This is a genomic window from Streptosporangium sp. NPDC051022 (assembly GCF_040683035.1).
Lineage (GTDB): Bacteria > Actinomycetota > Actinomycetes > Streptosporangiales > Streptosporangiaceae > Streptosporangium.
The window spans coordinates 334,786-353,897 of sequence record NZ_JBFBCF010000004.1; the positions used below are offsets into that span (position 1 = coordinate 334,786).

The 19,112-nt window shown below is 70.0% G+C and carries 20 protein-coding genes; 6 read left to right on the forward strand and 14 right to left on the reverse strand.

Going from position 1 to position 19,112, the window contains the following annotated elements:
* The first annotated feature begins 51 nt into the window (after positions 1-51).
* Positions 52-1,467 carry a DUF2079 domain-containing protein gene (locus AB0N02_RS10735; RefSeq protein ID WP_363944751.1) on the forward strand — a complete coding sequence of 472 codons (1,416 nt, stop codon included), beginning with the start codon at positions 52-54 and terminating at the stop codon, positions 1,465-1,467.
* A gap of 239 nt (positions 1,468-1,706) precedes the next feature.
* Here AB0N02_RS10735 and AB0N02_RS10740 read toward each other — a convergent pair whose 3' ends face one another.
* From AB0N02_RS10740 to AB0N02_RS10765, 6 genes are all read right to left on the reverse strand, one after another.
* Entirely contained in the window at positions 1,707-2,447 is a 741-nt protein-coding gene (locus tag AB0N02_RS10740; protein WP_363944753.1) for an ABC transporter permease, read from the reverse strand.
* Between the two features lie 141 nt (positions 2,448-2,588).
* Positions 2,589-3,473 (reverse strand): ABC transporter ATP-binding protein, encoded by an 885-nt coding sequence (locus AB0N02_RS10745; protein ID WP_363944755.1) that lies wholly within the window; start codon positions 3,471-3,473, stop codon positions 2,589-2,591.
* 10 nt (positions 3,474-3,483) lie between these two features.
* Complete coding sequence (locus AB0N02_RS10750) at positions 3,484-3,786, reverse strand: transcriptional regulator (RefSeq protein WP_363944756.1); 303 nt, start codon at positions 3,784-3,786, stop codon at positions 3,484-3,486.
* Positions 3,783-4,409, reverse strand: a complete 627-nt coding sequence (locus tag AB0N02_RS10755; protein ID WP_363944758.1) for a hypothetical protein — start codon at positions 4,407-4,409, stop codon at positions 3,783-3,785. Before AB0N02_RS10755 ends, AB0N02_RS10750 begins: the two co-directional genes overlap by 4 nt.
* A 579-nt stretch (positions 4,410-4,988) precedes the next feature.
* Positions 4,989-5,567 carry a hypothetical protein gene (locus AB0N02_RS10760; protein WP_363944760.1) on the reverse strand — a complete coding sequence of 193 codons (579 nt, stop codon included), beginning with the start codon at positions 5,565-5,567 and terminating at the stop codon, positions 4,989-4,991.
* Between the two features lie 559 nt (positions 5,568-6,126).
* Positions 6,127-6,588 carry an ATP-binding protein gene (locus AB0N02_RS10765; protein ID WP_363944762.1) on the reverse strand — a complete coding sequence of 154 codons (462 nt, stop codon included), beginning with the start codon at positions 6,586-6,588 and terminating at the stop codon, positions 6,127-6,129.
* Between the two features lie 134 nt (positions 6,589-6,722).
* On the opposite strand from AB0N02_RS10765, the gene AB0N02_RS10770 reads away from it, so the two are divergent.
* Genes AB0N02_RS10770 through AB0N02_RS10780 form a run of 3 tightly spaced genes read left to right on the forward strand, consistent with a single transcriptional unit; the run spans position 6,723 to position 8,012 of the window.
* Entirely contained in the window at positions 6,723-7,505 is a 783-nt protein-coding gene (locus AB0N02_RS10770) for a helix-turn-helix transcriptional regulator (RefSeq protein WP_363944764.1), read from the forward strand.
* On the forward strand, positions 7,496-7,729 hold the full coding sequence (locus AB0N02_RS10775) for a DUF397 domain-containing protein (RefSeq protein ID WP_363944765.1): 234 nt from the start codon (positions 7,496-7,498) through the stop codon (positions 7,727-7,729). The genes AB0N02_RS10770 and AB0N02_RS10775 overlap by 10 nt, the downstream gene beginning before the upstream one ends.
* Before the next feature lie 52 nt (positions 7,730-7,781).
* Positions 7,782-8,012 (forward strand): DUF397 domain-containing protein, encoded by a 231-nt coding sequence (locus tag AB0N02_RS10780; RefSeq protein WP_363944767.1) that lies wholly within the window; start codon positions 7,782-7,784, stop codon positions 8,010-8,012.
* 98 nt (positions 8,013-8,110) lie between these two features.
* Here the strand turns inward: AB0N02_RS10780 and AB0N02_RS10785 are convergent, their stop codons facing one another.
* The 6 genes from AB0N02_RS10785 to AB0N02_RS10810 all read right to left on the reverse strand — a co-directional run bounded on the left by AB0N02_RS10785 (position 8,111) and on the right by AB0N02_RS10810 (position 14,566).
* Positions 8,111-8,428, reverse strand: coding sequence for a helix-turn-helix transcriptional regulator (locus AB0N02_RS10785; protein ID WP_363944769.1), 318 nt, complete (start codon positions 8,426-8,428; stop codon positions 8,111-8,113).
* Positions 8,429-8,736: 308 nt separating this feature from the next.
* Positions 8,737-9,666, reverse strand: a complete 930-nt coding sequence (locus AB0N02_RS10790; RefSeq protein WP_363944771.1) for an AraC family transcriptional regulator — start codon at positions 9,664-9,666, stop codon at positions 8,737-8,739.
* 95 nt (positions 9,667-9,761) lie between these two features.
* A complete protein-coding gene (locus tag AB0N02_RS10795; RefSeq protein WP_363944773.1) occupies positions 9,762-11,900 on the reverse strand; it encodes a xanthine dehydrogenase family protein molybdopterin-binding subunit in 2,139 nt (712 codons plus the stop codon).
* A 31-nt stretch (positions 11,901-11,931) separates the two neighbouring features.
* Complete coding sequence (locus AB0N02_RS10800) at positions 11,932-12,924, reverse strand: xanthine dehydrogenase family protein subunit M (RefSeq protein WP_363944775.1); 993 nt, start codon at positions 12,922-12,924, stop codon at positions 11,932-11,934.
* Positions 12,921-13,463, reverse strand: a complete 543-nt coding sequence (locus AB0N02_RS10805) for a 2Fe-2S iron-sulfur cluster-binding protein (RefSeq protein WP_363944776.1) — start codon at positions 13,461-13,463, stop codon at positions 12,921-12,923. Before AB0N02_RS10805 ends, AB0N02_RS10800 begins: the two co-directional genes overlap by 4 nt.
* 671 nt (positions 13,464-14,134) lie before the next feature.
* Entirely contained in the window at positions 14,135-14,566 is a 432-nt protein-coding gene (locus AB0N02_RS10810; RefSeq protein WP_363944778.1) for a nuclear transport factor 2 family protein, read from the reverse strand.
* 62 nt (positions 14,567-14,628) lie between these two features.
* Here AB0N02_RS10810 and AB0N02_RS10815 point away from each other — a divergent pair, with 62 nt between their 5' ends.
* A complete protein-coding gene (locus AB0N02_RS10815; RefSeq protein ID WP_363944780.1) occupies positions 14,629-15,153 on the forward strand; it encodes a helix-turn-helix domain-containing protein in 525 nt (174 codons plus the stop codon).
* 41 nt (positions 15,154-15,194) lie between these two features.
* On the opposite strand, the gene AB0N02_RS10820 is transcribed toward AB0N02_RS10815, so the two are convergent.
* Together AB0N02_RS10820 and AB0N02_RS10825 are read right to left on the reverse strand one after the other, a co-directional pair.
* Entirely contained in the window at positions 15,195-16,250 is a 1,056-nt protein-coding gene (locus tag AB0N02_RS10820) for a hypothetical protein (protein WP_363944782.1), read from the reverse strand.
* Positions 16,250-17,077, reverse strand: a complete 828-nt coding sequence (locus tag AB0N02_RS10825) for a TetR/AcrR family transcriptional regulator (protein WP_363944784.1) — start codon at positions 17,075-17,077, stop codon at positions 16,250-16,252. The genes AB0N02_RS10820 and AB0N02_RS10825 overlap by 1 nt, the downstream gene beginning before the upstream one ends.
* Before the next feature lie 671 nt (positions 17,078-17,748).
* Between AB0N02_RS10825 and AB0N02_RS10830 the strand changes: the two genes are divergently transcribed.
* A complete protein-coding gene (locus tag AB0N02_RS10830; RefSeq protein ID WP_363944786.1) occupies positions 17,749-19,026 on the forward strand; it encodes a M20/M25/M40 family metallo-hydrolase in 1,278 nt (425 codons plus the stop codon).
* The last annotated feature ends 86 nt before the right edge of the window (positions 19,027-19,112 follow it).

The following is a 19,112-nucleotide window of genomic DNA, read 5'->3' on the forward strand; positions in this document are numbered from 1 at the left end:
GCACATGACGGGCAGGGCCGTACGCGGCCCCTCCGGCTACTCTGATCCCCTGTGAAGAGCGCCCTCCGATCGGCCGTGGCCGACGTCCTCGCCCGTGTCGGCCCGGCGGGTGTCATGGGTGTGATCACGGCACTCGCCGCGGCGCTCTACTCGGCCGCCGGCCTGGCGGGCCTGCGCGCGTTCCGGCTCGGCACCTACGACCTCGTCATCTTCGATCAGGCCGTCCGCTCCTACTCCCGGCTCGGGCTCCCGGTGTCGATCGCCAAGGGAGTCCACAACGACCTGGGCTGGACCTTCGCGGTCCTGGGAGACCACTGGTCGCCGATCCTGGCGCTGCTGGCGCCGTTCTACTGGCTGCACGACGGCCCCGAGACCCTGCTCGTCCTGCAGGGGGTGCTGCTGGCCGCGGCCGTCCCCCCGCTGTGGCTGTTCGCCCGGCGGCGCCTGGGCACGACGGCCGCCCATCTGGTCGCGGCCGCCTACGCGCTGTCGTGGCCGATCGCCGAGGCGGCCTCCTTCGACTTCCATGAGGTGGCCTTCGCCCCCGTGCTCACCGCGTGGATGATCGAACGTCACGACGCGGGCCGGGTACGGCAGGCGGTCCTGGCCGGCGCGCTGCTGCTGTGCGTCAAGGAGGACACCGGCCTGCTCGTCGCGGGATACGGCCTGTTCCTGCTGGCGACCCGGCGGTGGCGGGCGGGGGCCGCGCTGGTGGCGGCCGGTCTCGCCGCGGTGCTGCTCACCACCCGGGTGCTCATTCCCGCCTTCGGCGGGCGGGCCGACTACTACTGGGCCTACGGGGCGCTCGGCCCCGACCTGCCCTCGGCGGCGGCGCGGGCGCTGACCCGGCCGCTGGAGGCCCTGGCCCTGCTGGGCACCCCGCCGGACAAACTGCTCACGATGCTGCTGCTCGGCGTGATGGTCCTGTTCCTGTGCCTGCTGTCGCCGATGACGCTGATCATGGTGCCGCCGCTCGCCGCCCGCATGATGGCGAGTTCCTTCCCCAACTGGTGGGGCACCGCCTACCACTACAACGCCTTCCTCGCCGTGGTGATCTTCTGCGCCGCGGTCGACGGCATCGGCCGCCTGCGGCGCACCGGGCCGAGAGTGCCGCTGGCCGCGGCCCTGGTGGCGGTCGCCGTCGTCCTGCTGCCGTTCTTCGCCTACGACAGGCTCCTGTCCACCGACCGGCGAAGCGGGGCGGCGGCTCAGGCGGCGGCGGCCGTACCGGACGGGGTGCTGGTCGAGGCCGCCAACTACCTCGGGCCCGCGCTCACCTCCCGCACCCGGGTCCTGCTGTGGGACCGCGAGCCCCGCTGGGCGCCGTGGGTGGTCGCCGAAACCGGCAGGAAGACGTTTCCCTTCACGACCCTCGACGAGCAGCTGGCCAGGGTGGAGACGCTCAGGAACAACGGCTACCGGGTCGTCTTCGAACGTGACGGCTACCTCGTCCTGCGCCGCGGGTGACGGCGCGGTCCATGGCCGGGAGCACGCGGAACCCGATGGCCACCGGCCCGGCACCGGCTGGCCCGAGCGGGGAAAGGAATCGCGGTTCCCGCCGGGTCGCGCCCCCGCGACGGTCCGGCGGAAACCGCGAAAACGTCACGCCCCCGCGGGAGCGCGGATGTTCGGGTCCCCTTTTCCCCGCGGCCGAGAAGGCCCGGGGGCGGGTCTGGAAGAAACGGCGGGTCGGCGGGTCGGCGGGTCTAGGAGAAGCGCAGGCCCTCGTCGCGGCGGTAGGCCCAGACGGCGAGCGCGCCGAACACCACGACCCACACGGCCAGCATCGCCAGGGAGAGCACGTTCGGGGTGAAACCGGCGCTCGCCGCCCAGACCAGCTCGACCGCGCCCCTGGTCGGCAGGTAGGGGGCGATGACCTGGATGAACGCGGGGGCGTACTCCGGGGGCCCGGTGAGCAGCCCGCCGCCGACGGCCATCGGCAGGAAGATCACCTGGGCGACGACGATGGCCGCCTTTGACGGCAGCGCGTATCCGATGAACAGGCCCATCAGGGTGAACGGGATCGAGGCGGTGAGCAGGGCGACCAGCCCGAGCAGCAGCTGAACCGGGGTCGCCGTCGCCTCGGTGAGGAAGGCGGCGATGAGCAGCACGGGGATGACCGAGATCGCCATGATCCCCATGACGGTGAGGATCCGGCCGGTGAACCTGGGCAGCGGCCCTGCGGGCAGCGTGCGCAGGTAGGGGTCCCACGGCTGGGCACGGTCCTCGGCCACGCCGATGCCGTAGGTGAACAGGCAGGACGACATGACGGCGAAGACCAGCATCGACCCGGTGGCGTAGGTCGCCGCGACCCGGTCGTCTCCGGCGAACGGCACCACGAAGACCAGCATCGACAGCGCGGGGAAGAACGCGCTGCCGATCACGGTGATGGGGACTCTGACCGTCTCCAGGAATCGGTAGCGGGCATGGGTGAGGACGAGGGACATCGCGGACTCCTGTCGAGATCGCGGAGAGATCAGGCCGCCCGGAGGTGACACGGGCGGGGGCGGCGCGGGAGAGGGCCGGACCGCCCCGGGGGTGGAAGTGGGATGGGAGTGGCCGTCCAGGAGGGCAGGACGGATGAGGGGTCAGGCCGCCTGAGGGTGGCGGGCGGTGATGGTGAGGAAGGCCTCCTCCAGGGAGGTCGGCCGGACCTCCAGGCCGGAGAAGGGGACATCGGCCAGCACCAGCTCGCGGACCAGGGCGTCGGCGTCCGCGGTGAGCAGGTGCGTGCGGGAGTCCTCGTGCTCGACGCCGAGGACGCCGGGCAGGTCGGGCAGCTCGGGGCTGGTCAGGGTGACCCGGTGAACGCCGACCAGGCCGCGGACCGCGTCCATGGTGTCGTCGGCGAGCACCCGCCCCTCGGCGACCACCACGACCCGCTCGGCCAGCGCCTCGATCTCCTCCAGGTAGTGGCTGGTGAGGACCACCGTCCCGCCCTCGGTGTGGAAGCGGCGGATCGCGTCCCAGAGCGCTCGGCGGGCCTCGACGTCGAGGCCGGTGGTCGGCTCGTCGAGGAAGACCAGGCGGGGGTTCCCGACGAAGGCCAGCGCCACCGCCAGGCGGCGCTTCTGCCCGCCGGACAGGCCGCCGATCTGGCGCCTGACGAGGTCGCCGAGGCCGAAGCGCTCCAGCAGCGCCTCCCGGCCGACCGCCTCTGGGAAGTGCGCGGCCACGAAGTCGACGCACTCGCCGACCCGCAGCGTCGGCGGCAGGCCGGTCTCCTGCGGGGTGACCCCGATGCCGCGGCGCCGTACGGGGTCGGCGGGCGAGCCGCCGAACAGCTCGACGGTGCCCGACGTCGGCCGCCGCAGCCCGGCGAACAGGTTGACCAGCGTGGACTTGCCCGCGCCGTTCGGGCCGAGCAGCCCGACCAGCTCTCCGGCGCGGATGTCGAGGGAGACCCGGTCCAGCGCCGTCACCGCGCCGTATCTCCGGGTGGCCTCGACGGTACGGGCCACGATCTCCGTCATGGGATGTCTCCTAACCTAGGTCGAGCAGTTCGCGGATGGCGGCGGTGTAGTCCTCGAAGGCACGGCGTCCCTGCCGGGTCAGGGCGACGTAGGTCACCGGGGTACGGCCCTTGTGGGTCTTGGTGATCTCCACGTATCCGGCCTCCTCCAGCTTTCCGAGGTGCACCGACAGGTTCCCCGCGGTCATCCCGAGCAGCTCCCGCAGGCCCGGGAAGGTGATCTGGTTGGCCTCGCCCAGGGTGTTGAGTGTGGCGACCACCCGTAACCTCGCCTGGGCGTGGATCACCGGGTCGAGCTCGCGCGGCGCTGTCATGCCCCGCCCCGCCGCCGTACCCGCTGCACCAGGCCCACGGCGACGAACGCGCCGCCCGCGCCGACGGACATGAGCAGGGCGTGCGCACCGGGACCCACGACGGCGCCGACCACGTTGAGCGCCGAGAGCCAGGCACCGAGGAAGACCATCGTCCGCACCCGCCACACCGCGCCCCCGGCGGTGTAGAGGGCGGCCACGACCGCCATGGACGTCACCGCCCACAGCAGGCCGGTTTCGTCGGGGGGCAGCAGGGGCGAGAGCCTGATGCAGATCGCGATCGTGCAGGCGAAGCCGAACAGCCAGGCGAAGCCGTACATCATGCCCCGCTCGGCCGCCTCGCCCCGCACCTGGCTGCTCACCGTCCGCTGCGCGAAGGAGGTGACCGCCATCGCGAGGATCATCAGGGCGAACAGCAGCGCCAGCGCCGTGCCCCTGGCGATGAGGCCGTAGGCGTAGTGCAGGAACAGTGCGCCGAACCCCACCCCCCAGGCGATGCCCCACGGCGTGTAGGTCAGCAGCGGGTCACCGCCGAGCCGTTTGCTCGTCGCGCTCTGCTGCTCCTCGATCAGCCGGAGCATCTCCTCCGGGCTCAGCGGCCGGTCGTCGTCCTCAAGCCGATCCATGCCCGCCCCTCAAACTAGTTTGAACCGCAAACCTGTGGTTTGAACTGTAAACCACACTGCGATCCAAACTCAACAGGGCGTTCCCGTGGGCGCGGTGACCACATCGAGGAGACGGCAACGGGTCGTCCCGTCCGGCAAGAGCGACCGAGTCGATCACGGCGACCCCGCACGGACGGGCCGTCCGAGGCCGTCCTGCTCGGCGACCCGGACCACGACCGCTCGAACGGATCCGCCGAAGCCGACAATCGGCTCTCGAACACCCGCTCACCTGGAATGCGGGGTTGCCGAGACGTTCACCTCGGCAACCCCGCCGTTCACCGATGAAGGGCTGCATCTCGATCGTTTTGCCCTTGGCCCGTCATGCGACCCCGAAACGGGCTTTACCTGTTCTGCGTGAGGGCACCGACCGCCGTACGCGAGAAAGAAACACCGGCCGTAGAACGACCGGAGCACATCTCCGTGTTCATCATTTCAGCCTTCAGAACCGCCCGGACGAAACAGTCGATCTCATCCTTGGCGGCTCCTTCCCGATGAAGGCGAAGGGATGTCCATTACACCCCCTCACAGAGTTTCCCATCGTCAGCAGTCGACGAGGACGGGCGGCGTCTGCGTGTTCAGTGTGATGGTCGGCGGCGTATAGCCGGGGGGAGCGGAGTAATTATGGATGCCTCGCAGAACGTAATACGCCGGCCGCCCCTGGCACAGATCCAATCCGTACGAGGTGACCGGACCCGCGCTGTTGAGTGCATACGACAGGCTGCCGATTCCGACGAGGCTGAATCCGTAGCCGTCGAGGTAGCGATACAACTCCGCCTGGGCGCGGATGTCGGCGATGGGCGCCGTGCAGAACGAAGCCGCTTTTCCGTCGACGGCGGACGGTGTTCCGGTGGACTGGTGCGGGTACTGGGCCTGAGCGGTGCAGGTGATCTCGTCTGCGGCGGCGGACGGCTTTCGGGTGCTCCCACCCGGGCCCGGCCTGTTGAACGTCAGTGTCGGCGAGACGGAGAGAGCCGGGTGTGCCGTCTTCAGATCCTCGGCCGCGCGCAACACGTTCGGCGGGACGGCCGGGACGGCGATGGTCGCGGCGTGGGCGGGTGAGCACAGCAGTGAGAACATCAGTCCGAGGACTGCCGTAATCGCGAGCGAAACTCGCTTCATCCTGTCTCCCTTTGGATTTCTCGCTGCATGGATCGGGGAATTTCGGCCATGTGCGGCATCACTTCAGGGGCGATGACATGAGAGGCCCCTTGGTTCGGGAGCCTCCTTCCACGGGATACAACTAATCGGGCCGCTCACACTCTTCACGAGAAGAATGGGACAGATCCTTCGGAGAGACAAGGCCGGCGACCGGCACTGGCCGGTGACCGCACATGAATATCATGGATATGGCCCGGGAACTCCACATGGCGACTTCATGGCCTGCGCACCAGACGCGAACACGCCGTCGGAGACGTTTTCGGCCGGATCTTCGGACGCGTTTCCCACATCCAAAATTTCATGACGGCCGGCATCACGAACGGCCATTGCGCATTTTCTTCATTCGCCATCACGGCCCGGCCGTCCCACGGGTTTCACCGCGCGAGGAACCGTCGGCGTGTCATGGAACGACGAGAAATGATGCGACGAGGACGCCGAGGAGCACGGCCGTGGCGGCCGGGAGAACGGGAGCGTCGGCGACAGCCGCGCGGGGTCCTCACCCGCATCCCCGGCGGAAACCTCACGGCCAGGCGAGCAGTTCGAAGAAGACGGCCTTGCCGAGGCGCGTGTCGCGGAAGCCCCAGCTTCGGGCCAGCCCGGCGACCAGGGCCATGCCGCGCCCGGACTCCCCGTCCTCGCCCGGGATGGTCACGACCGGGGCGTTCCTGTTGCCGTCGTGGACCTCGACGACCATGATCCTGCCCTCGCGGTACACGGCGACGTGAACGGCGAGTTCGTCGCGGTAGCCCCGGCCGTGGACGATCGCATTCGTCACCAGTTCCGAGGTGAGCAATTCCACCACCTCGCGGATTTCTTCAAGAACCCCCCAGTCACGGGCGATGTCCCGCACGAATCCACGGACGCTCGCAACGCATTCCGGCTTGTACGGAATCGCCTTCTCCCCCAGCACGGAAGGGGGATTCTCCGCAGCGAGAAGTTGTCTCGCCGTGAGCGCCGCCCTCGGGTCGGTGTCGATTGTCATGGGCCACTCCCGCTTTTTCGCTCCGTTTCCGCACCAGAATGCCAAGCGCCCACTACTCTTAGTAGGTGAATGGCTACCACGGGAAACCTTGGCGGCCGGTCCCCCCGCATTGAATTCCGGCAGGAGAGGGCAAGATGGGAGATCCACACGCGCCACAGGCCATATGGGGCAGGGAACTGCGCCACCACCGGCGGATAGCCGGGCTCACCCAAGCGCAGTTCGCGGCACGAGTCCACTTCAGCGAGAGCCTGGTCAGCGGCATAGAGACGGGTCAGCTCCCCGCGAGCCCCGACTTCGCCCGCGTCGCCGACACCGCCCTCGGCACGGACGGCCTGCTCCTACGCCTGCTCGACTGGAGAAAGGGCCAGGTCTTCCCGTCCTGGTTCGGCCCCTGGCACGAGAAGGAACAGTCCGCCGTCGCCCTGCGCACCTACCAGCCGTTGCTGGTTCCTGGCCTGCTCCAGACCGAGGACTACGCCCGTGCCCTACTTGTCGATGACGAGCAGGTCGTGACAGCACGATTAGAGCGTCAAACGGTGCTCACCCGTAGCTCCCCTCCGTCCCCGACGTTGCGCTGTCTCATCGACGAGACGGTCCTGCATCGCCCGGTCGGCAGTGGAAAGGTCATGTACGACCAACTTCAAAGGCTAGTGTCGGTGGCCAACTCCTCGATTAACATTCAGGTGGTGCCGATGTCCGTCGTCCACTTCGGACTCCTGGCAGGATTCGTCATCGCCACGCTTGAAGACGGGAGCGAGGTAGCGCATTTCGACACAGCCATTCGCGGCCTGACGACCGGTGATCCATCGGAGACCAGGGAGGCCGTTCGGCTATTCGAGGCCATTCGCACAGAAGCATTGCCACAAAGCATGTCCATAGACCTCATCAGAAGAACGGCGGAAGAGCAATGGATCTGAGCAATCTGAAGTGGCAGAAGTCCAGCTTCACCGGAAACAACGGCGGTGACTGCGTCGAGGTCGCCGAGCTGGAGCACCCCGCGCAGCGGCCCGTCCACAAGCACGACGCCGCCCTCGCCCTCCGCGACAGCAAGGACCCCCACGGCCCCGTCCTGTTCTTCACCGACACCGAATGGGCAGCCTTCCTCAACGGCGTCAAAGCCCATGAATTCGACCGTGGATGACCACCCCGCATCGAAGACCATGTCCCTGAGGCAGGAGAAGGGCAGAAGAGCGATGGACCTGAGCACACTCACCTGGCGCAAGTCCAGCCTCAGCGGGAACAACGGCGGTAACTGCGTCGAGGTCGCCGAGCTGGAGCACCCCACACAGCGCCCCGCCCACAAGCACGACGCCGCCCTCGCCCTCCGCGACAGCAAGGACCCCCACGGCCCGGTGCTCTTCTTCAACGACACCGAATGGGCAGCCTTCCTCAACGGCGTCAAAGCCCACGAATTCGACCGCTGACGGCGGATCCTCCCGGCTCCGGCTCCTCATCACAGGAGGATCCGGAGCCGTTCGCGTTCGATGTTCCCCGCCCCGTCTCCACGTTCACGGGTTTCGCGTCATGCGATCGCGGCGATGTCACCGTCGTCGAAGTAGATCGACTGGTGAAGCCGTCCCCCGAGGGCGGCTGCGTACCGGGTGAGGATCTCCTGACCGGAGATCTTGCCTTGTTCGATCTGGGAGACACACTCCTTGGTAACGCCCATATGGTCGGCGACCTGCTGCTGGGTCAGGCCTCGCCCGCGCCGGATCTCGGCCAGCCGGTGCCCCTGGACCTCGGCCAGAAGTTCCCGCTTACCGGCCTCTACGGCCTCCTCGCCACCGGCACGCTGAACGTGCTCGGCCCGGATGTCCCTCCAGCGCACGTATCCGCTCATCTGCCGTCCTAAGGAGCTTGCCGATCGCCTTTTAGAGGCTACTCGTACAGATCTTGATGCCCACTTCATTCTCGCCATGCTCACGCGCGTTTTCCGCGCCGACGAACACACCCGTCGACCCGCCCCGGACGGGTTGATCCCGCTCACTCGTAACGAGATCCAGAGGCCGTTCATCGTGCTCGCCGCCCGGCCGGTGCACGACGTGGCCCACCGGCTCGCCTGGTCCGACCGACGAAGCGCCGCGCGGCCGTCGTCACGTCGCCGTCTCCTGCCGTACGTGACGCGCTGTAGCCCGCTCATCGGCGAGGTCAGGAGAGGTGCCGGGCACTGTCGGGGGCGCTATCGGGGGCGCTGTCGGCGCGGAGGCGGGCGGCGTCCTGGCCGGGTGGGGCGCCGAACAGGCGGCGGTATTCGCGGTTGAACTGCGACGGGCTGTCGTAGCCGACGAGATGGGCGACGCCGACGACGTCTCCCGCGCGGGCGACCAGCAACGACCGGGCCTCTTGGAGGCGAATGCGTTTCTGGTACTGAAGGGGGCTCAGGGTCGTGATGGCGCGGAAGCGCCGGTGGAACGCGGACGGGCTCATTCCGGCCAGCCGGGCGAGGTCGGAGATCCGGAGAGGTTCGGCGTAGTTGTCGCGGATCCACTGGATGGCCCGGCTGACGTGGGACAGGCCGTCGTCTGCCAGGCCGATCCGGCGGATCATGCCCCCGTGTGGGCCGGTGAGCAGCCGCCAGAGAATCTCGCGCTCGATCAGCGGGGCCAGCACCGGCGCGTCCGCGGGACGGTCGAGCAGCCGCAGCATGCGGGCCACGGCGTCCAGCAGGTCGGCGCCGGCCTCACTGGTCGCGATGGCTGGAAGGGCGGCGGCGCTGCGGGGCCGCCGGCCGGCCGGGAGCTCCGGCAGGAGCGGGGCCACGGCGGCCGGCCGCAGCACCAGCGCCATGGCCAGCGACGGGACCTGCGGGCTGGCGTCGAGGAAGTGGCCGGTGACGGGCAGGTTGGCGGTGACCATGAGGCAGTGTCCCGCCCGATACTCGAAGACCTGGTCACCGAGCAGGATGCGTTTGCCGCCCTGGGCCATGACGACCAGCAGTGGCTCGGTCAGCGAGTAGTCCGGCGCCTCCGTCTCCACCTTGGACGCCAGCAGCCCGGCGATCGGCGTCGTCATGTCCGGCCGGGCATGCGCCGCGATGATGCCGCGGATCTCGTCCAGCAGGTCGTCGGTGGTGCGCACACCCCACGAAACCATCCCCGCGGTCGCCGGACAAGCCTGGTCTGGGCGAGGCCGGGAGGAGCCGACCCCGACTCCGGGCGTCCAACGGTCACGGCTCATGTCAGGGGGTGCTCTTCCAGGACGCGGTCGAGACGGATCGGAAGTGTCCGCTGGCGAGATCCGGTGGCGTGCCAGACGGCGTTGGCGATCGCGGCCGCGGTGCCGACGTTGCCGATCTCGCCGACGCCTTTGATCCCCCAGGGGATGCCGGGTTCGTCGTCGGGTACGAAATCGGCTTCTATGTCGGGCACGTCGGCGTGCGCGGCGATGTGGTAGCCGGCGAAGTCCGCGTTGACGTGCCTGCCCGAGACCGGATCGCGGACGCCCTCCTCGTGCAGCGCCATCGACAGTCCCCCGATCATTCCCCCGACGACCTGGCTGCGGGCCGTGAGCGGGTTGACCACCCGGCCCACTGCGAACATCCCGAGCAACCGCCGTACACGCACCTCGCCGGTCGCCGGATCGACGGTCACCTCGGCGAAGACGGCGCTGTAGGAGTGCCGTTCCCTGGACGGCAGATCACCGAGCAGCCGCGTGGTGTCGGCCGTGACGGTCACCGATCGCGCCGGATCGCGCGGCCGGTCACGCAGCTTCGCCGCGGCCTCGCTGATCGCCCAGGCCCAGGACGTCGTCCCTCGGGATCCGCCGGCGCTCCACGCCGGACCGAGGTCGCTGTCGGAGATCAGGAGCCGGACCCTCTCGGTGCCGACCGCCAGCGCGTCGGCGGCGATCGTGGTCAGCGCGGTACGCGCGCCCGTGCCGAGGTCGGTGGCGCCGATCGCCACCGTGAAGGTCCCGTCCGGCTCGGCGGTGATCGACGCCGACGAGGGAAACGCCCCGGCGCTGAAGGACGTGGCGGCCAGCCCGGTTCCGACGAGCAGGTGTCCCTCTCGCCGCATCCGCGGCCGATGGTCACGCGCGGCCCAGCCGAACCTGCGCGCTCCCTCACGCAGGCACGCGACGAGGTTGCGGCTGCTGAACGGCAGGCCGGACACCGGGCCGACGGCGGGCTCGTTGCGCAGCCGGAGTTCGAGCGGGTCGACGCCCAGCCGCTCCGCCAGCTCGTCCACGGCGGATTCGAGCGCGAACGAACCCGGTGCGGCGCCGGGTCCTCGCATCGAGTACGGCGGCAGGATGTCGAGGGGGACGGCGGTGAGCCGGGTGCGGATCGCGGGTGCCGCGTAGAGCGTCTTGGTGAGTTCGGTGCAGCCCTCGATGTACTCCGCGAGCGGTGAGATCGCGAACACCGGCTCGTGGTGGATCGCCCGCAGGCGACCGTCCGCCTCGGCCCCGATCCGAATCGGCTGGTCGGTCGGCGGCCTCAGCGCGGTCGTCAGGAACACCTGCCTGCGGGTCAGGGTGACGCGTACGGGCCGTCCGAACCGCGTCGTGGCCATCACGGCCAGGATCAGCTGCGGACCGCACATCCCCTTGGACCCGAAACCGCCGCCGACGTGCTCGGTGCGAACGCGCACCCGCTCAAGATCGAGAGAGAACAGCGTGGCCAGGACACCGGCGACGGAGAAGGGCCCCTGATTGGAGTCGACGGCCTGCAGGCGTCCTCCCTCCCACCAGGCGGTCGCCGAGTGCGGCTCCATGGCGCTGCAGTGCTCCTCGGGCGTGCGGTACCGCTCGTCGACCACCACCGTGGACGCGGCCAGTTCCGCGTCCACGTCACCGACGTTCACCGGCCCGTCGAAGAGCGCCAAGGCCGGACGGCCCGCCGGATGATCGGCGGAGAAATCCGTGTCGTGCGGCTGCGCGTCGTACGTCACCGGCAGCGCCTCGGCCGCCGCCTGGGCCTGTTCGAGCGTCTCGGCCACCACGAGCGCGACGGGCCTGCCCGCGAAGGGGATCACGTCGTCCTGCAACAGCAGCAGCCCGCCGTCCGGGCCGAAGAAGTGCCCCGCCCCGGGGTTGAGCCGAGGCGCGTTCCTGTGGTCGATCACGCCCAGCACACCGGGCATGTCCTGGACGGCCGAGACGTCGATGTCGCCGATGCGCCCCCGGGACACCGTGGACACGACGATCGCGCCGAAGGCCAGGTCCCGCATCGGGATGTCGGCGGCGTAGCGGGCGCCGCCGGTGACCTTGGCCCGTCCTTCGATCCGGGGCCGTGCGGTCCCGGTGCCGCCGGTGTGGCGGCCGTCCGGGGTCGTCGCATCCGGGGATTCACGTCCGGTGAACACGTTCACGCGCGGTTCTCCTTCGGTACGGTGCGCCGGATCATTCCGCGGCCCTGTCCGCGAGTTCCGTCAGGACGGCCACGATGAGATTGCGGGCCAGCGTCACCTTGTATCCGTTGCCGGGCAACGGTTCGGCGGCGGACAGTTCCGCATCGGCGGCGGCCCGGAACCTGTCGGCGGTGGCGGGCCCCTCCCGCAGGAGGGCTTCGGCGGTCCGAGCACGCCAGGGCCGCGACGCGACACCGCCGAGGGCGATCCGCGCGCTCCGGACCCATCCGTCGTGGACGTCCAGATCGGCGGCGATGGACACGGTGGCGAAGGCGTAGGACGCCCGCTCGCGGACCTTCCGGTACCGCGACCGGGAGGAGACCGCGGGCCGCGGGAGGGTGACCGCTGTGATCAGGGCGCCCGGCGGCAACGCCGTCTCCTGCCAGGGGGTGTCACCGACGGGCAGGTAGAACTCCGAGATCGGGATCTCGCCGACACCGTCGAGCGTCTCGTAGCGCACGACCGTGTCGAGGGCGGCCATCGCCACCGCCATGTCCGAGGGGTGGGTGGCCGCACAGTGGTCGGACCGCCCGAGGACGGCGTGGTTGTGGTGCTCCCCGGCGATCGCGGAACACCCGCTGCCCGGAACCCGCTTGTTGCACGCCTGCGAGGGGTCGGCGAAGTAGGCGCACCGGGTCCGCTGCAGGAGATTGCCGCCCACCGTGGCCATGTTCCGCAGCTGACCCGACGCGCCGGCCAGCACCGCCTGGCTCAGCGCCGGATACCGTCGCCGTACCTCCGGATGAGCCGCAACGTCGCTGTTGGTCGTCGTCGCGCCGATGACCAGTCGGCCGTCCGGCGCCTCGCTGACACCGGCAAGCGGAAGAAACCGCACGTCCACCAGCCGGGTGGGCGCCTCGATCCCGTCTTTCATCAGATCGACGAGGTTCGTGCCGCCGCCGAGGTATCTGGTTCCGTCGTTCTCGGCGACCAGGGTCAGCGCGTCGCGGACCTCCGCCACGCGCCGATAGGCGAACTCCTTCACCCCGCCACCCCCTCGTGAGCGGCTGTCTCAAGGATCGCGCGCACGATCGACGGGTAGGCACCGCAGCGGCACAGGTTGCCGCTCATCCGCTCGCGCACCTCCGCCGCGTCCAGCTCCGCCCCCGGGCCGTCCGGGGAGACGTCGGCGGTGGCGGCGCTCGGCCAGCCCGCCGCGTGCTCCGCCAGCATCCCGACGGCCGAGCAGATCTGCCCGGAAGTGCAGTACCCGCACTGGAAACCGTCGAGCCGCACGAACGCCTGCTGGATCGGCCGCAGGTCACCGTCACCGGAGAGACCTTCGACGGTCGTGATGTCGGCGCCCTCGGCGGCGACCGCCAGCGTCAGGCAGGACACCACACGTCTGCCGTCGCACAACACGGTGCAGGCGCCGCACTGCCCGTGGTCGCAGCCCTTCTTCGAGCCGGTGTGGCCGATGCCCTCCCGTATCGCGTCGAGCAGCGTCGTGCGGTTGTCGACGGTCAAACGGTGCGTCACGTCGTTGACGCGAAGTGAGATCTGGCTGCGGGTATCGTCGGTCAACGTCTCGCCTTTCTCTCGCCGCACAGCGCGCCCCTGGGTGCTGCCGGACGCCGGAGGGCGACAGCGTTGGGATCCGCGGCGAAGGTGAACAGCCGGTGACAAGCCATGTAAGCAGTTCCGCGAAAAGGAACGTGAGCCCAAAACTCGCGAACTCGTGCACGATCCTGCTCGCGTCGCCCACCGTCATCACGGCGTCGAAGCCGCCTTCGGCGAGCCTGCGCCGGACCTGCTCGATCATCAGCGACGCCGGATCCCCCGACAGGCTGGTGTCCCTGCTCGGCAAGCACCAAGGACAACGAGCCGGTACCGTCCCCTCGGCCGCGGAACGCACGCCGTCGTCGGCGTTGAAGCGGTCCACCGGGGCGAAACCGATCTGCTGGGCGGCTGGAGAACCCGGAGGGCCGAGGCCAGGGAACCCGGGGAACCCGAGGCTGGGGCTGGGGGCAGCTCCAGGCGTGCTGGGGCGGACAGGCCGCGAATCGGGCGTGAAGATCACGACCTGCACTCGCGCAAGCCCGCCACACACGCGTTCTACAGAGCGTGCGGTTTCTCATCCGACACCAAGACGGCCTACCTCGCGCGCCCATCGTGATGCCATGAGCCGGGCACCTACACGATCACCAGGGCCTTGAAACGCCTCCTTCGCAGGTCCACGACCTACAGCTGGAGTACTAGACGCCGGGCGGCTGGGGCGCGGCCGAGAGGCGGTGAGGCTGTCGGCGCAGGGCGGCGTCGAGCTTGAGGGTGTCCTCCACGACGATGTCGTCGACCATGCGGCCCCAGCGGAGAGTGACCCACTGCATGGCGATGTTGCGGTACGGCGTCCCGTCCTCCAGCGTGCCGGCGACCTGCAGCCGCACCGCGACCTTGGTGTTCCACGGCCAGCCACCGGCCACGACGTCCACGAGCTTGAGACGAACGCCGGGGAGGTGCTCGGTGAACCGCGCGAACCACGCCCGGAACGCCTCCGGGCCGCGCACGTCCGCCCCCAGCGCGGTGTCGCCGACGAACCGGAACCGCAGATCGGGCGAGGCCATCGACACCGCCGCCTCGTAATCACCGGCGTTCACCCTGCGCCAGGTCCTCCTGACAACCGATCGCACGATCGCGTGATACATGAGGCGCACGGTATCCTGCTGACTTGCTTTAAGCAAGGGACTAGGACATGACCAGAACCGACTTCACCGGAATCGCGTGCTCGATCGCCCGTTCGGCGGCGATCGTGGGCGACCCCTGGGCATTGCTGATAGTGCGCGACGTGGCGCTCGGCCTCCACCGGTTCGACGAGCTCCAGCGTGACCTCGGCGCCGCCACCAACGTGCTGACCCAACGGCTCGAACGGCTGGTGGAGGGCGGCCTGCTACGGCGCGAGCGGTACTCGCAGCGGCCCGACCGATACGAGTACCACCTGACCGACAAGGGACGGGACCTGGTGCCCATCCTGCTCGCGCTGACCGCGTGGGGCGACCGCTGGGAGGCCGGTGACGCGGGCCCGCCGTTGATCGTCCGGCACCGTACCTGCGGCAACGATACCCAGGCCACCGTGACCTGCCGATCGTGCGGCGACGAACTGACCGCCGAGCAGGTCGACTACCTACCCGGCCCGGGCGGCCGCACCGGCCGAGGCACCTCCCTCATCTCCACTCTCCTCGCCCATGGCGAGGAGAGTGGAGAAATCAGCCATGGCTGATCCCGGCTCATGACGCAGGCACGAGCGCTTCGCAGGCGCGATCAGGGTGCGGCCGGCTCGAGTGCTTCGGTGTGTGGGCGGTGAGGGTGTTCCGGGTTGTGGGCGGTGCGGCGGTCGGCGATGACGATGAGAATCAGGCCGGCGAGTACCCAGGCGGCCAGGACGAGGGCCGGGCCTGCCGCGCCGACGCCGTCGAAGAAGGCGTTGGCGCGCAGCAGGCTGCCGGAGGATCCGGGCGGCAGCAACTGGCCGACGGTGGCCAGACCAGTGGGTAGCCAGTACGGCCCGGCGAAGCCCGACAGCGGGTTGCCCAGCAGCATCATCACCGCGGCGCCGACGCCCAGGCCACCGAAGCCGAACAGCGACTCCAGTCCCAGGAAGGGCACCGCCAGAGCGGCCATGCCGAGCGAGACGCCAAGGGCGGTCAGCCAGTAGGCGCCGTTCAGGGAGCCGAAGCCGTACTGCAGGACGGCCGTGACGGCGAAGCCCGCCACCAGGGCGAAGGCGAGCACGCCGACCAGGCGCCGGCGTAGCCCGGCGTGGCCGGGGAACAGCCGCAGCAGGGCGACGGCGGGCAGGACGCCGCCGATGAGCATGGGGAGGGCGGCGGCGGTGAACCCGGCGCCGCGGGGGTCGCCGGCGGGCAACGGCACCACGTCGTGGACAGTCGAGGTGGTCTGCTGGCGCACTGCCAGGCCGTTGCCCATGGCGGTGATCGCGGCGGTGGTCGGGCTGCCTGCGGCGGAGGCGGTGTACACCGTGACACCCTGGGGGGCGACGGCCAGGCCGCCGACGATGTCGCGGCTGGTGATGGCGGCGGTCAGGGCCTTGTCGTCAGGGTAGACGGCGACGGTCCAGGCGTCCTTGTCCAGTCCGCTCTGGATGGCCTGGACGGCTTGCTGGGGTCCGGCCAATCCAAGGGGGACCCGGTGAGGGCCGCTGTTGATGCTCGGCAGCGCGAACGCGCACAGCATCACCACGACGACGACGGCCAGTCCGACGACGACACCGAGCAGCCGGCGCGTGGCGTGGGCGGATGGCTGATCAGCCGGGGCGCCGGAGCCGGTGGCGGGGTGGGGCTTGGCTGTTGGGGGCATCAGGGTTTCCTGTCTTCATCTGTTCGGGAGGGAGCGGTGACGGCGCGCAGGAACGCCTCAGCGAAGACCGCACAGGTCTCCTGCGTATCGGGCAGATCGAAGCCGGGGATCTGCCCGGCGGCCGGGCGCGTCATGAAGTGGATCAGGACCGGGCCGATCATCTGCTGCATCAGCAGGGGAACCGGCAGGGGGCGGATGCGTCCCATGGCCATCTCGTCGGCGAACCACTGTCCCAGCCCGGCGAGCATGCGAGGGACGAAGCGCTGCCGCAGGCCCTGCAGGGCGGGTGTGTGAGGGTGGGCCAGCGCCTCGGCGAGCATGGCGGGCAGCACCCGCGGCTCGCGGTTGAGCGTTTCGGCCAGCAGCCGGTAGATCGTGGCGACCGTCTCGGCCAGGTCGGCGCGCGGGCCGGAGATCACTTTCTCCACGTCCAGGATCGGGCTGTAGATCTCAAAGATCGCATGCAGCAGTTCGTCCCGACCGCCAAAGGCCGCATACAGACTGTGCACCGAGCACTGGGCGGAGGCGGCGACCATCTCCAAGGTGAACGCGGCCAGGCCGTGCTCTCCGATCAGGTTCGCGCCGGCCTCGATCGCCCGCTCGCGGACCGGGCGCTGCCCGCCCGGGTTCACACCGGCGGCGCGCACCGCCTCGTCCAGCGCTTGACGGGAGCCTCCCAGACGGCGCAGCAGGGTGCTACGGGAGACGCCGGCCTCCTGCGCGATCGCCAGGACGGGCACGTCGGCCACGTCCTTGCCCAAGCGCTCGGCGGCACGCAGAGCGGCCTCCACCACCTCGGCGGGGATGTGGCGGCTGGTATCCGGCACGTCACTGCTCCTTTGTCGCGCACCATCACGAATTGACACATGGAACAACATAACATGTAGTGGTGTTTCACAGCCCGATGAATTTCCGAAGAGATGCTGCGATGCTTTGAGAGGGACGTGCCCGGATCATGACCACTTCACATTGGAGATGGGCATCGGCCGCCCCACCTTAGGGGTGGGCATCGGTCGCCTCACCGAAGCTGCCGCCCCACGGGTGGGGATGCCCTTCCCCACTGGGCGCAGCTTTCCACCCCAGCCCTGCGCTCCTTTCCGCACAGGAGCTTCAGCTGCGGCGATCAACCCTGAACGGCCCCTCAGCGGATTGCTTCAGCCGCCCTCAGGACCCTGAGCAATGGGAGAGGGAGCGACTACGGCCCGCACGCCGTACGGCCCGGCAGATGGTGCGCGGAGGTGGGTGGGTGGTCCGGCCGGCGTATGAAAGGACCGAAACCACCGCGCCCGCCAGGCCGAAGGCCTGAATCCCCCAGACCTCAACCAACGACGGCCGGCCGGACCACCCACCCACCGCAGCGCGAACCTAGGCACCCGCTGCGTGCCCGCCCGCCGTCCCCGCGGGCCACGAGAGGCCGGATCCGGCGTGTCGCGGTGCCGTACCACGATCAAGTCGGGTATGCAGCGGTGATCAGTCGTTTTTCGGGGGGCGTTCTTCCATGGGCAACGAGGTCTCGTCGATCTGCTCGGACCTGATCAGGTTCGACACCACCAATCCCGGTTCCGGTGAGCGGCCCGCGGCCGAGTACGTGGCCGGGCTGCTGGCCGAGGCCGGTGTGGAGCCGGTGGTCTTCGAGTCGGCGAGGGGCCGTACCAGCGTGGTCGCCCGGATCCCCGGCGACTCGTCCGACGCGCTGCTCGTGCAGGGCCATCTGGACGTGGTCCCCGCGGAACCGGCCGACTGGCGGATCCACCCGTTCTCCGGGGAGATCGACGGCGGCTGCGTCTGGGGCAGGGGCGCGGTGGACATGAAGGGCACACTGTCGATGACACTCGCGCTGGTCCGCGACTGGGCCAGGCGCGGCGTACGGCCGAGGCGGGACGTCGTGCTGGCCTTCCTCGCCGACGAGGAGGCCAGCGGCGAGTACGGCGCGCACTACGCGGTGCGGCGGCACCGGGAGCTGTTCGACGGCTGCACCGAGGCGATCGGCGAGTCCGGCGGCTACAGCGTCGAGGTCCGCGGCAGGCGGATCTACCCGGTCGCGGTCGGCGAGCGCGGCACCGCGTGGATGCGGCTGACCGCCCGGGGCGTCGCGGGCCACGGCTCCCGCCCGCCGGTGGACAACGCGGTCGCCGAGCTCTGCCACGCCCTGTCCAGGCTCGCCGCCCACCGGTGGCCGGTACGGCTGACGCCCGGGGTCGCCGCGCTGATCACCGCCCTGGAGGACATCCTGGGCGAGAGCATCGACCGCGACCGCCTGGAGCAGGAGGCGGAGCGGCTGGGCCGGGCGGGCACCCTGTTCGCGGCGCAGATCCGCAACTCGGCCAACCCGACGATGCTGGAGGCCGGATACAAGGTCAACGTGGTCCCCGGTACCGCGACCGCCCACGTGGACGGCCGCTTCCTGCCCGGCCACCGGGAGGAGTTCCTGGAGACGGTCGACCGGCTGCTCGGGCCGAAGATCACCCGCGAGTTCGTCAGCCTCCAGGAGGCCCCCTCCGCGCCGCCGGACTCGCCCTTCTTCGCACGGCTCTGCACGGCGATCGTCGCCGAGGATCCCGCGGCGCGGCCGGTGCCGTACGTGATGTCGGGGGGCACGGACGCCAAGGCCTTCGCCGGTCTCGGGATCAGGGGGTACGGGTTCGCGCCCCTGATGCTCACCCCGGACCTGGACTACTTCGGCATGTTCCACGGCGTGGACGAGCGCGTCCCCGTCGCGGGCCTGGAGTTCGGCGTGCGCGTGCTCGACCGGCTGCTGACCGCGCCGGAGGCCTGATCACGCCATCCGGCCGCGACCCGTCCGGCGGCCCGACGCCGGACGGGTCGGCCCGGCGATTCACCCGGCGGTTCAGCCCGGATTCG